13 protein-coding genes are annotated in these 12,302 nt (G+C 73.0%); 5 read left to right on the forward strand and 8 right to left on the reverse strand.

The window, feature by feature from the left end; all coding sequences use genetic code 11:
• Nucleotides 1–81: 81 nt before the first annotated feature.
• Nucleotides 82–585: an Lrp/AsnC family transcriptional regulator gene (locus ACIBF7_RS39975; protein WP_378525286.1), complete on the reverse strand. Its 504-nt coding sequence runs from the start codon at nt 583–585 to the stop codon at nt 82–84.
• Nucleotides 564–2,609, reverse strand: a complete 2,046-nt coding sequence (paaZ, locus tag ACIBF7_RS39980; RefSeq protein WP_397199431.1) for a phenylacetic acid degradation bifunctional protein PaaZ — start codon at nt 2,607–2,609, stop codon at nt 564–566. Before paaZ ends, ACIBF7_RS39975 begins: the two co-directional genes overlap by 22 nt.
• Nucleotides 2,610–2,705: 96 nt before the next feature.
• On the opposite strand from paaZ, the gene paaA reads away from it, so the two are divergent.
• Genes paaA through paaE form a run of 5 tightly spaced genes read left to right on the forward strand, consistent with a single transcriptional unit; the run spans nt 2,706 to nt 6,513 of the window.
• Nucleotides 2,706–3,659 (forward strand): 1,2-phenylacetyl-CoA epoxidase subunit PaaA, encoded by a 954-nt coding sequence (paaA, locus tag ACIBF7_RS39985; protein ID WP_148034991.1) that lies wholly within the window; start codon nt 2,706–2,708, stop codon nt 3,657–3,659.
• Nucleotides 3,656–3,949 carry a 1,2-phenylacetyl-CoA epoxidase subunit PaaB gene (paaB, locus tag ACIBF7_RS39990; RefSeq protein ID WP_148034990.1) on the forward strand — a complete coding sequence of 98 codons (294 nt, stop codon included), beginning with the start codon at nt 3,656–3,658 and terminating at the stop codon, nt 3,947–3,949. Before paaA ends, paaB begins: the two co-directional genes overlap by 4 nt.
• Before the next feature lie 7 nt (nt 3,950–3,956).
• Complete coding sequence (paaC, locus tag ACIBF7_RS39995) at nt 3,957–4,874, forward strand: 1,2-phenylacetyl-CoA epoxidase subunit PaaC (protein ID WP_148034989.1); 918 nt, start codon at nt 3,957–3,959, stop codon at nt 4,872–4,874.
• Nucleotides 4,868–5,413 (forward strand): 1,2-phenylacetyl-CoA epoxidase subunit PaaD, encoded by a 546-nt coding sequence (paaD, locus tag ACIBF7_RS40000; RefSeq protein ID WP_397199504.1) that lies wholly within the window; start codon nt 4,868–4,870, stop codon nt 5,411–5,413. The genes paaC and paaD overlap by 7 nt, the downstream gene beginning before the upstream one ends.
• Before the next feature lie 2 nt (nt 5,414–5,415).
• The gene (gene paaE, locus ACIBF7_RS40005; RefSeq protein ID WP_397199432.1) at nt 5,416–6,513 is read left to right on the forward strand and encodes a 1,2-phenylacetyl-CoA epoxidase subunit PaaE; all 1,098 of its coding nucleotides are present in this window, start codon (nt 5,416–5,418) and stop codon (nt 6,511–6,513) included.
• 12 nt (nt 6,514–6,525) lie between these two features.
• Here the strand turns inward: paaE and ACIBF7_RS40010 are convergent, their stop codons facing one another.
• The 6 genes from ACIBF7_RS40010 to ACIBF7_RS40035 all read right to left on the reverse strand — a co-directional run bounded on the left by ACIBF7_RS40010 (nt 6,526) and on the right by ACIBF7_RS40035 (nt 12,161).
• Nucleotides 6,526–7,155, reverse strand: coding sequence for a TetR/AcrR family transcriptional regulator (locus ACIBF7_RS40010; protein ID WP_148034986.1), 630 nt, complete (start codon nt 7,153–7,155; stop codon nt 6,526–6,528).
• A 127-nt stretch (nt 7,156–7,282) separates the two neighbouring features.
• Complete coding sequence (locus tag ACIBF7_RS40015) at nt 7,283–8,479, reverse strand: NAD(P)/FAD-dependent oxidoreductase (RefSeq protein ID WP_397199433.1); 1,197 nt, start codon at nt 8,477–8,479, stop codon at nt 7,283–7,285.
• Nucleotides 8,480–8,561: 82 nt separating this feature from the next.
• Nucleotides 8,562–9,506 (reverse strand): RNA polymerase sigma-70 factor, encoded by a 945-nt coding sequence (locus ACIBF7_RS40020; protein WP_397199434.1) that lies wholly within the window; start codon nt 9,504–9,506, stop codon nt 8,562–8,564.
• Nucleotides 9,507–9,575: 69 nt separating this feature from the next.
• Nucleotides 9,576–10,184: a peptide chain release factor H gene (gene prfH / locus ACIBF7_RS40025; protein WP_148034983.1), complete on the reverse strand. Its 609-nt coding sequence runs from the start codon at nt 10,182–10,184 to the stop codon at nt 9,576–9,578.
• Nucleotides 10,181–11,305: an RNA ligase RtcB family protein gene (locus ACIBF7_RS40030; RefSeq protein WP_397199435.1), complete on the reverse strand. Its 1,125-nt coding sequence runs from the start codon at nt 11,303–11,305 to the stop codon at nt 10,181–10,183. The genes prfH and ACIBF7_RS40030 overlap by 4 nt, the downstream gene beginning before the upstream one ends.
• 115 nt (nt 11,306–11,420) lie before the next feature.
• Complete coding sequence (locus ACIBF7_RS40035) at nt 11,421–12,161, reverse strand: hypothetical protein (RefSeq protein ID WP_148034981.1); 741 nt, start codon at nt 12,159–12,161, stop codon at nt 11,421–11,423.
• Between the last annotated feature and the right edge of the window lie 141 nt (nt 12,162–12,302).

A 12,302-nucleotide genomic window follows, 5' to 3' on the forward strand; every position in this document is an offset into this window, starting at 1 on the left:
CAAATGGCCAAAAATGGAGCTTATGTGGGCCAAATGTCGATCCAATCGGGTTTCTTGCGGAGGGTGAGCCGGACGTTTGGCTCACCACTCCGCGCCCCGGCCGCGGGCCTCGTCGAACACCAGCCACGTCCTGGTCGCGCGCACGCCGGGGATGTCCTGGATGCGCTCCAGCACCATGTGCCGCAGCGCCTCGTTGTCCGGTGTCCTGACCAGCACCAGCAGGTCGTAGTCGCCGCCGACCATGGCGATGTGCTCCACGTACGCGATCTCGCGCAACCGCGCCGACACCTGCCGCCAGGTGTTCTGCTCGATGGCCACCGAGACGTACGCGCTGGTGCCCAGGCCCGCCTTCGCCGGCGCGAGCTCGGCCGTGAAACCCGTGATCACGCCGTCGTCCAGGAGCCTGGCCAGGCGCGCGTAGGCGCTGGCGCGCGAGATGTGCACGCGCTCGGCCAGGTTCCGCACCGACATGCGCCCGTCGCGCAGCAGCTCGGCGATGATCGCCCGGTCCACGTCGTCCAGCGGAGCGGCAGGACGTGCCGGCCAGCCCTCGCCGGTGTCGCTCACCGCGCGTTCTCGTCCCACGTCTTGGCCACCAGCGTGAGGACGTCGTACGTGGCGACCGCGCGCCCTTCCTGGTTGGTCACGACGGCGTCCCAGCGGACCTCGCCGTGGCCGGCCCCGCTGCGCGGCGTGATCTGCTTGACGGTCAGCGTCACGGCGATGGCGTCGCCCGCCTTGACCGGTGTGAGGAAGCGCAGCGCGTCCACGCCGAAGTTGGCCAGCACCGGACCCGGCGCGGGGTCCACGAACAGCCCGGCCGCCAGCGAGACGACCAGGTATCCATGGGCGACGATGCCGCCGAACAGCGGGTTGCGCGCGGCCGCCTCCGGGTCGGTGTGCGCGTAGAAGGTGTCGCCGGTGAACTCGGCGAAGTGCTCGATGTCGTCGAGCGAGACCGTGCGCGGCGGCGACGCGATCGTGTCGCCGATCCGCAGCTCGGCCAGCGACTTGCGGAACGGGTGTACGTCCGAGTCGGTGCGCGCCGCGCCGGTCGTCCAGCGCCCGGTGACGGCGGTGAGCAGGTCGGGGGAGGCCTGGACGGCGGTCCGCTGCATGTGGTGCAGCACGCCGCGCACTCCGCCCAGCTCCTCGCCGCCGCCCGCCCGCCCCGGGCCGCCGTGGACGAGCACGGGCAGCGGCGAACCGTGACCGGTGGACTCGGCGGCGTCGTCCCGGTCGAGGACGAGGACCCGGCCGTGCCACGGCGCGAGCCCGAGCACGACGGACCGGGCGACCTCGGGGTCGTGGGTGACGACAGAGGCGACCAGGCTGCCCCGGCCCCGCGCCGCCAGGGCCACGGCCTCGTCCAGGGTGTCGTAGGTGAGCACGGTGCTGACGGGCCCGAACGGCTCCACCTCGTGCGGCTCGGTGGCTCCGGGGCGGGCACGCAGCAGGAGCGGGGTCATGAACGCGCCGCGCGTCGCGTCCCCGTCGAGCAGAGGCCCGCCCGCGAGGTCGCCGGCCACGACGTCGGCGCCGGCGCGCAGCGCCTCGACGGCCTTGCGCACCTCCTCGCGCTGGCCGAGCCCGGCCAGCGCACCCATCCGCACGTCCGGGTTGCGCGGGTCGCCCACGGTCACCCGCGAAAGGCGCGCGGCCAGCGCCTCCACCACCTGGTCGGCCATCGCCGAGGGCACCAGCGCGCGGCGGATGGCCGTGCACTTCTGCCCCGCCTTGACCGTCATCTCGGTGACGACGCCCTTCACGAACAGGTCGAACTCCGGGTCGTCCGGCCGCACGTCGGGGCCGAGGACGGAGCAGTTCAGCGAGTCGGCCTCGACGCCGAGCAGCACGCCGCCGTCGAGCACGTTCGGGTGGCGGCGCAGGATCCCGGCGGTGTGCGCCGAGCCGGTGAAGGCCACCGAGTCCTGCACGGTCAGCTCGTCGAGCAGCCCGGCAGCGCTGCCCGCGACGAGCTGGATCGTGCCTTCGGGGAGGATGCCCGAGCCGACGATCAGCCGGACGGCGAGCTCGGTCAGATAGGCGGTCTGACTGGCGGGCTTGACGATCGAGGGCAGCCCGGCGAGGAAGGCCGGGGCCAGCTTCTCCAGCATGCCCCAGACGGGGAAGTTGAAGGCGTTGATCTGCAGCGCCACGCCCGGCCTGGACGTGTAGAGGTGCTGGCCGACGAACGTGCCGCCCTTGCCCAGGCGCTCCAGGCCGCCGTCCAGGAAGACCGTGTCGTTCGGCAGCTCCCGTACGCCCTTGCTCGCGTAGCTGAACAGGGTGCCGATGCCGCCGTCGACGTCCACGGCGGTGTCGCGCGAAGTGGCGCCGGTACGCACCGACAGCGCGTACAGCTCTTCCTTGCGCTCCGACAGGTGCTTGGCCAGCGCCTTGAGCAGCGCGGCCCGCTCGTGGAAGGTCAGGGACCGCAGCGCGGGGCCGCCGGTCTCGCGGGCGTGGCGGACCATCGCGGCGATGTCCAGCCCTCGGCTGGAGAGGCGCGCGACCTCCTCGCCCGTGGCCGCGTCGAGCAGCGGCTCCCCGTCGTCGGCCGCGCGGAACCACCGTCCGGCTGCGTAGCTCTCCAGCAGCGTGCTCACCCTGTCTCCTCTCGCGCCCCGTTGCGTCGATGCCCACTCGTGTGCGACCTTATTACTGACCGAGCGATAAGTAAATGAGCCCGTTCCGGAGGGAAGATGACGACCATCCCAGCGGAGCCGGACCTGGAGGCCCGGCTGCAGGCCGGGTTCGACGCGACCATCGCCCGCCGCGACCGCATCGAACCGCGCGACTGGATGCCGGACGCCTACCGCAAGACGCTCGTCCGCCAGATCGCCCAGCACGCCCACTCCGAGATCATCGGCATGCAGCCGGAAGGCAACTGGATCGGCCGCGCGCCCTCCCTGCGCCGCAAGGCGATCCTGCTGGCCAAGGTGCAGGACGAGGCCGGGCACGGGCTCTACCTGTACTCGGCGTGCGAGACCCTCGGCGTGTCCCGCGCCGAGCTGACCGGCCTGCTGCTCAGCGGACGCCAGAAGTACTCCTCGATCTTCAACTACCCGACACTCTCGTACGCCGACGTCGGCACCATCGGCTGGCTGGTCGACGGGGCCGCGATCTGCAACCAGGTGCCGCTCTGCCGCACCTCCTACGGGCCCTACGGCCGCGCGATGATCCGCATCTGCAAGGAGGAGTCCTTCCACCAGCGGCAGGGCTACGAACTGCTCATGACGATGATGCGCGGCACCGACGAGCAGCGGGCCATGGTGCAGGAGTCGGTCGACCGGTTCTGGTGGCCGTCGCTGATGATGTTCGGCCCGCCCGACGCGAACTCGCCCAACAGCGAGCGGTCGATGGCGTGGGGCATCAAGCGCAACTCCAACGACGAGCTGCGCCAGAAGTTCGTCGACATGACCGTCCCGCAGGCCGACGCGCTCGGCGTGACGCTGCCCGACCCCGGCCTGCGCTGGAACGAGGAACGCGGCCACTACGACTTCGGCGAGCCCGACTGGCGGGAGCTCGCCGCCGTCATCCGCGGCGACGGGCCGTGCAACGCGCAGCGGCTGGCCCACCGCAGGGCCGCGCACGACGACGGCGCCTGGGTGCGCGAGGCGGCGACCGCGTTCGCGGAGCGGGAGGGCGCCCGATGAGCGGCGACCGGCGGGAATGGCCGCTCTACGAGGTGTTCGTCCGGGGCAAGCGCGGACTCAACCACGTGCACGTCGGATCGCTGCACGCCCCCGACGACGCGATGGCCCTGCGGCACGCCCGCGACGTCTACACCCGGCGCAACGAGGGCGTCAGCATCTGGGTGGTGCGCGCCGACGCCATCACCGCCTCCAGTCCGGACGAGAAGGACCCGCTGTTCGCGCCCAGCGGCGACAAGGTCTACCGGCACCCGACGTTCTACGAGATCCCCGAAGACGTCCCGCACATGTGAGGGCAGGATGAACGACGACCACGGCAGCATCTTCGACGGCCTGCTCGGCGGCGACTCCTCCCAGTGGGCCTTCGGCACCGACTTCGAGGACCCGCTGGCCGGCGTCGACACCACCACGCCCGACGGTGCCGACCCCGCCGAGCTGGCCGCGTACTGTCTCATGCTCGGCGACGACGCGCTGATCATGTCGCAGCGCCTGTCGGAGTGGTGCAGCCGCGCCCCCGACCTCGAAGAGGACATCGCGCTGGCGAACATGGCCCTCGACCTCCTCGGGCAGGCGCGCCTGCTGCTGGCGCGGGCGGCCGCCGCGGACCCGCGCGTCGTGCCCGGCCTGCCCGAGGGGTCGCCGGTGCCGCCGGAGGACGCGCTCGCCTTCTTCCGCGACGACCGCGCCTTCCGCAACGTGCGCCTGGCCGAGGTGGCCAACGGGGACTTCGCGCACGTCGTCGTCCGCCTGCTGCTGTTCTCGACGGCCCGGCTCGCGCTGCTGGAGCGGCTGTGCGTCAGCCGCGACCACGTGCTCGCCGCCGTCGCGGCCAAGGGCGTCAAGGAGGTCGCCTACCACCGCGACTGGGCCGGGCGCTGGTTCGTCACGCTGGCACGCGGCACCGAGGAGTCGCGCCGCAGGCTCCTCGCCGCCCTCGACGCGCTGTGGCCGCTGCAGGCCGAACTGGTCGCCCCGCACCCGCTCGAACACTCCCTGGCGCTGGCCGGGGTCGGCGTCGATCCGGCGTCGCTGCGCGATCCGGTGGACGCCGTCCTCGGCCAGGTCCTCACCGCAGCCGGCCTCGACCGTCCAGAACGGGCACCCCTGGCCGGCGTCGGCGGCCGCACCGGCCGCGACGGCCTCCACACCGAGGCCCTCAGCCTCCTGCTCGCCGAGATGCAGGTGGTCGCCCGCGCCCACCCCATGGGGCGCTGGTGACCACCCGACGGCCCGCGACCGGGGGAACGGCGTCCGCGCGGCGGGCTGTCGAGGCGGCGGGCCGGGTGCGTGATCCCGAGATGCCGATGCTCACGCTCGCCGACCTCGGGGTGCTGCGGGATGTCGAGGTGGTGCGGGACGCGGAAGGCGGCGAGGTCGTGATCGCGTCCATCACGCCGACGTACACCGGCTGTCCGGCCATGGCGACCATGCGCGACGACCTCGTGCACCGGCTCAACGACGCCGGGTTCGCCCGCGTCGAGGTGCGGGTCGTGCTGGACCCGCCGTGGTCCAGCGACTGGATCTCCGAACGCGGCAGGGCGGCCCTGCGCGCGGCGGGGCTGTCCGCGCCCGGCCCCGCCCCCCGCCGCACCGGGCCGGTCCCGCTGACGCTGGGCCCGCCCCGCTCGGCCCCACCGTGCCCGCGCTGCGGGTCGGCGGCCACCCGGCTCACCTCCGAGTTCGGCGCCACCGCCTGCAAGGCCCTCTACCGCTGCACCGGCTGCCTCGAACCGTTCGAGCACGTCAAGGAGATCTGACCATGACCACGCTCGCGCCCGCGCCGTCCAGGGCCGCCGTCTTCCACCCGCTGACCGTGTCGGCGGTGGACCGGCTGTGCGAGGACGCCACCGCCATCACGTTCGCCGTCCCCGACGAGCTGCGCGCCGCGTACGCCTTCCGGGCCGGGCAGTCGCTCACGTTGCGCCGCGTCATCGACGGGCACGAGCACCGCCGCTCGTACTCGATCTGCGCCCCCGCCGGCGCCGCCCCGCGCATCGGCGTCCGCGAGATCCCCGGCGGCCTGTTCTCCTCCTGGCTCGTCCGCGAGGTGAGGCCGGGCACCGCCATCGAGGTCCAGCCGCCCACCGGCTCCTGGCGGGCCGACCCGGACCCGGGCGAGCGGCACCTGTGCGTCGCCGCCGGCTCCGGCATCACCCCGATGCTGTCGGTCGCCTCGACCGTGCTCACCCACCCGGGGGCCCACGTCTCGCTCCTGTACGGCAACCGCACCAGCCGCACCGTCATGTTCGCCGAGGAGCTCGGCGACCTGAAGAACCGCTACGGCCCCCGCCTCCAGGTCGTGCACACGTTCTCACGCGAGCCGCGCGAGGTCGAGCTGCTGTCCGGGCGGCTCGACGGCGACCGGCTGCGCCGCCTGCTCACCGGTCTCGTCCCCGTCGAGGTGTTCGACCACGTCTGGCTGTGCGGGCCGCTGCGCATGATCGAGGAAGCGCGCCCGGTGCTCGCCGAGCTGGGCGTCCCCGCGGAACGCGTGCACGTCGAGTTGTTCTACGCCGACGCCCCGCCGCCCGCGCCGAGGCGGACCGGCGACGGGATCCCGTCCGGCGCGACCACCGAGCTGACCACCGAGCTGACCACCGTGCTCGACGGCCGCCGCACCACCTCGACCGTCTCCCGGGAGACGACCCTCCTGGACAGCGCCCAGGCCGCCCGCGGCGACCTGCCGTTCGCCTGCAAGGGCGGCGTCTGCGGCACGTGCCGCGCCGTCGTGCGCGCGGGCGAGGTGGACATGCGCCGCAACTACGCGCTCGAACCGTACGAGGTCGCGGCCGGATTCGTGCTGACCTGCCAGACGTTCCCGGCGGGCGAGCAGGTGACCGTCGACTACGACGCCTGAGCCCGTACGACGTCAGGCCTCGTGCTTCGCCAGCCCGTCGAAGGCGACGGTGGTGATCGCGTCGGCCACCATCACCGGGTCGTAGGCGCCGTCCGGCCGGTACCACTCGACCAGCGAGTTCACCATCCCGAACAGCAACCGGCTCACCAGCGCCGGCGGCACGTTGTCGCGCAGCGCGCCCTCCGCCACGGCTTCGGCGACGAGCGCGGCCAGCCGGTCGTCGAGCCAGCGCCGCCGTTCCAGCGCCGCCAGCTCGACCTCGCTGTTGCCGCGCACCCGCAGCAGCAGCGTCACGGACGGCTGGTGCGCCACCAGCACCTCCACGCTGCGCCGCACCACCTCGCGCAGCCGCTCGTAGGCGCCGACGCCGGCCCGCTCGCGCGACGCCTCGGTCACGACGGCGGTCAGCTCGTCGAGCGCGTCGTCGAGCGCCAGGCCGAGCAGCTGCTCCTTGCTCGTGACGTGGTGGTAGATGGCCGGCTTGGTCAGCCCCAGCTCCTTGGCCAGGTCGCCCATGCTGGTGGCGTCGTACCCCCGCCGGTTGAACAGGTCGATCGCGGCCCGGAGTATCGCCGGCTGGTCATAACCGGGACGGCCCCGCCGGCGGCGCGGGGCCGGTTCGGCCTGCTCGGTCGTGGACACCGATGCAGCATCTCACGCGGCGTCATCAACCCCGCACGCTGCCTCCGGCGGGGGTGATGACAGGGAGATTCGTGCGTCCCGCACGGACGTCGCTTCGCGCGCCGCCCCGCCTGGAGGTCGCCTCAGGTTACGCGGACGCTCTGGCGGCCGAGGCCTTGGCGGCCCGGTCCGGGGTGACGCGGCGGCGGCGGACCGGGAGCCCGAACGTCGGGTTGGCGACGTTCCAGGCGGCGCCCTTGCAGACCACTTCCTTGTAGACGGCGGCGATCCGCCCGGTCAGAGCCGCCCGCCTCGCGCGGTCGTCGGCGGTGACGTACTGGATCAAACCCTCCTTGCGGCCCAGCGAGATGCACTGGTTGAAGTAGCGGAGCGGCGCGTTCGGGAGCTTCCCGCCGGTCAGCCCCGCCGCGATGGCGTCGGCCGCCTGCCATGCCATCGGCCCTCCCGAGGCGCACGACATCCGCAGCGGCTTGTCCCCGGCGCCCATCGCCAAGGCCGCGTCGCCGACGGCGTACACGTCCGGGTGCGAGACCGAGCGCATCATCCCGTCGACCACGATCTGGCCGGTGCCGGTGACCTTCAGGGCGGTCGCCTTCGCGATCGGGTGGACCGCGAAGCCGGTCGTCCACACGGTGACCGCGGCCGGGATGTCCCTGCCGTCCGCCGTGGCCACGCGGTCGGCGTCCACGCGGGTCACGGCGGCGTGCTCGTACACGGTGATCCCCAGCTTGCCGAAGACCTTCCACAGGTGCGCACGGCCCTTGGGCGACAGCCAGTCTCCGAGGGCGCCGTCGGCGGCGAGGGCGACGTCGAGGTCCGGGCGGGACTCGGCGATCTCGGTCGCGGCCTCCAGACCGGTGAGGCCGCCGCCGACGACCACCACCCTCTCCCCGGCGCCGAGACGGGCCAGGCGCTCCCGCAGCCTGAGCGCCCCGGGACGGCCGGCGATCTCATAGGCGTGCTCGGCGGTCCCGGGGACGCCCTGTGAGTTCCAGCCGCTGCCGAGGGCGTAGACGAGCGTGTCGTACGCGAGCTGCGCGGCGCCCTTCGGGCCGGTGACGGTGACGGTCTTGCCGTCGACGTCGACGCCGGTGACGTTCGCGATCCTCACCTCGACGCCGGTGCCGGCGAACATCTCGCTGTACGGCCGGGGCTTGAGGTCCTGGCCCGCCGCCAGCTGGTGCATGCGGATCCGCTCCACGAAGTCGGGCTCGGAGTTGACGAGAGTGATGGCGACGTCCTCGCGATGGAGCCGCTTGGCGAGACGGCCGGCGGCGATGGCTCCGGAGTAGCCGGCGCCGAGGACGATGACGCGATGCTGCATTTCCTCGCTCCTGTCTTACGCGGATGTGCCCTTTGAACCGGACAGCCCGCCGTTTCCTGACAGGAACGCGGTGTGAAGCGCCTCACAGAATGGTGAACAGGGGTTCCCCGTGATCGGACGCGGCCCAGCGCGCGGTCGCCCGTTCGAGCTTGTCGGGGTTGACCTGGTTGTAGAGCTCGGTGATGCCCTCGTCGGTGACCCTCAGGCACATGACGCCGACGACCCGGCCGTCGACGACGGCCACCACGGCGGGGCCGCCGTTGGCGGTCCAGGCGTAGACCTCGGGCGCGCCGCCGGTGAACGCGCGCTTGGCCGCGGCGGGCCTGACCAGCCCCCGGACGAACTTGGCGACCGCGACCGCGCCCTCGAACGGCTTGACCCGGGCCGGGACCTTCCCGCCGCCGTCGCCGACCGAGACGGCGTCCTCGGTGAGCAGGCGCACGAGCGGCTCGGTCTTGCCCGTGGCGGCGGCCGTCAGGAACTCCTCGATGATCCGCCGGGCGGCGGCCTCGTCGACCTCGGCGCGCGCCTTGCCGGCCGCGACGTGCTTCTTGGCGCGGTGGAAGGTCTGCTGGCTGGCGGCCTCGGAGATGTCGAGGATCTCGGCGATCTCCCGGTGCGGGAAGTCGAACGCCTCCCGCAGCACGTAGACCGCCCGCTCGCCGGGGGACAGGCGCTCCATGAGGGCGAGCACCGCGTACGACACCGACTCGCGCTGCTCGGCGGTGTCGGCGGGGCCGAGCATCGGGTCGCCGGCGAGCAGCGGCTCGGGCAGCCATCGGCCCACATAGGTCTCGCGGCGCGCCCGCGCGGAGGTGAGCTGGTTGAGGCACAGGTTGGTGAGGACCTTCGTGAGCCACGCCTCCAGCACCTCGATGTGCTCGGCGTCGGCGGCCTGCCAGCGCAGGAACGTCTCCTGCACGGCGTCCTCGGCCTCACCGGCGGAGCCGAGAAGGCGGTAGGCGATGGCCTCCAGACGCGGCCTGGAGGCCTCGAACCGGTCGACGTCGCTCACCGTCAAGGCCATGGCCCTGATCCTAAGGCGTGCCCACGCCGCGCGGCGAGGCAGGCGTCGCCGGTCCGGTGAGCCGGGCGGTCACGGGCGTTCGACCCGGGTGGGGTCGCCTCGGACGAGCTCGTCGTGGACGCGCCAGCGGGCGGTGGTGAGGTCGCGCGCCGCGGCCTCGTCGCCGCGCTCGATGCGTTCGCGCAGCAGGCGCATGGCGAGGCGGCGGTTGAGGCTGAACAGCCGCTCGGTGTCGACCACGACGACGAGACCCGTGGGCCGGTGGGTCGCGCGCACCGCGGTGCTCGCCTTGTTGCGGTGCTGCCCGCCGGGCCCGCCGGTGCGGCAGGCGACGACGTCGACGTCCGCTTCGGCGAAGGTGGTGGACGGGGCCTCGACCTCGCACGGCTGGGCGATGACATACCAGTTCTTGCGGCCCGCGCGGGCCCGGTACGGGCTGGGGGCCTGCCAGCACAGGGTCCCGGTCCACGAGGCGGCGAACGCCTCCGCGTCCGCTCCCGTGATCCGCACGACGACCGATCGGTACGTGCCGGGCCGGTCACCGGGCACGGCCTGGGCGCGCTGGGTCTCCAGACGCCGCCGGGCGGCGTCGGCTTCCAGGCGGTGCAGGAGCCGGGCCAGCGCCCAGGCGCACTCCTGCGGGCCACGCCCGGCCGACAGGAGCAGGTGGACGCTCACGACCGTCCTCTCTTACGGCGCCGGTCCCTTCCGAGGTCGGCCGTCTTGTAGGTGACCAGCGGGACCGTGGTGGCCACGGGCGTGGCCAGGCCGTGCTCCACGAGGTCGGCGATCACCTGCTCGATGCGCTTGTAGGCCGTCGGCGCCTCCTCGAAGAGCAGTTGCCGGTCGCCGCACACCACCAGCGATCCCACCGGGGTGCGGCGCAGCTCCTCGACCGTGTGCTTGGCCCGGCCCCGGCGCAGGGCGTCCGCCCGCGACATCTTGCGGCCCGCGCCGTGCGCCACGGAGTGGTTCGCGTCCGGCCCGGCGTGGGCGGCCACGAGGTAGGACGGGGTGCCGCGGGTGCCGGCGATGAGCACGTCACGGCCGTCGCCCGGCGCCGCCCCCTTGCGGTGCAGGTAGACCCCGTCGCGGACCACCACCAGGTTGTGGCACTGGTCGACGACCGGCTCGGCGGGCTCCGCGCCCAGGGCGTGCGCGACCCGGGCGGCCATCAGCCGCCGGTTGAGCGAGCCCCACCGTACGGCGTCGTCGTGCATCGCCAGGTAGGCGGCGGGATCGGGGGCTGGGCCGGCGCCGTGGACCTCGGTGTGCGCGCGCAGGATCCGTTCGCCCAGGCCGCGCGAGCCGCTGTGGACGACGAGCACCAGGTCGCCGGCGGCCAGCCCGAGCCGGCTCGCGTGGTCCGGCTCGAAGACGGTCCCGACGCGCGCCAGCTCGACGAAGTGGTTGCCCCGGCCGACCGTGCCGAGCCCTTCGACGTGACCGGCGGGGATGTCGCCCCGCACCACGTCCCACGCCGGGTCGTCGGCGTCCGGCGCGTGGTCGAGGTCGGGGAACCGGGCGGCGAGCCTGGCCGGGTCGGCGCGCCTGAGCCTGATGGGGAACACGGCGATGCCGCAGCCGATGTCGGAGCCCACCAGGAACGGGTACAGCGTGGCGGACGTCATGGCGGCGCCGATGGGGGCGCCCTTGCCCGGGTGCAGGTCAGGCATGGCGGCGACGTGGATCATGCCGTCGAGCGCGGCCACCTGGTGACACTGGTCCAGGGCGTCGGACTCGATCCAGCTCGTGGGGGAGGCGAACACGGCGACGGTGGCCGAGGTTTGCTGAGACAAGACGCTCTCTTCGCTGAACAGGATGGGGGATCAGGGGGCGTTGTCCGTCAAAGCATCATGGACACCACATTCCCGGACGATGATCACGCGAGGCAACCGGTTTTCGGCCGTACGGTCACCCGACGTCGATGTAGCCGGCCGGGGCGCTGATCGTCCGGGACCCGCCCCAGTCGTGGAAGCGGATGTCCACGGTCATGAAGAGACCGCTCACCGGCTCGGGCACGACCGAGCTCATCGGGCCGGACGCCTGGACGCGGCGCGGCAGCCCGTCGGAGCCGATCCACATCGACCAGGAGTGCTCCGCGTCGCCGGACAAGGCCGCCGGGACCACACTCATGGGCAGGGAGAGAAGTCTCTTCCCGGCGGCCTGGTGGAGCCGATCGCCGGTGATGACACCGCTGTGCCGTACGGTCCCCGCCCCGTCCGGCGCCGCCGAGACGGACGCGGCGAGCAGCGCCTCGGCGACCCCGGGCCGGAGCACATCCACGAGGCAGCCGATGTAGGACGGCACGTCGCAGGTGACCTCGTCGACCACGAGGGGCATCCGTGACCAGGGCGGCCGGTCGTAGTAGACGTGGCCTCCGGTCTGGATCGAGTGCAGGGACCGTGGCCCGTCGTGGGACGACTCCAGGACGAGGTCCGCCGCGTCCGCTCCCGACGGGCTGAGCTTCAGCACGCCGCGCTGGCGGAAGGCGTGTCCAGCGGGCGCGTCGTCGGCCCGGACGGTGAGCTCGACGTCCACGCGTACGGTGGACCGCCGGGCGAACTCGTGGTCGAGCGCCGCCACGTCGGGGGACGGCGGAGCGCAGGCGGTGAGTGTCAGTACGGCGGCGAGCGCGACGAGGAATCTGGTCATCCCGTCATCTCCGGATTCTCCAGGGAAGTCCAACTCCGTTGGATGCGCCGGTACGTCACGGATCGATGCCGGATGGGACTCGCTCGGTTCTCATGGAGTTCTCAGGCGGAGTTTGTAGCACTTTCGCCTGAAATTTATGAC

Origin of the sequence: Nonomuraea sp. NPDC050478 (assembly GCF_044458265.1) — a bacterium.
GTDB lineage: Bacteria > Actinomycetota > Actinomycetes > Streptosporangiales > Streptosporangiaceae > Nonomuraea > Nonomuraea ferruginea.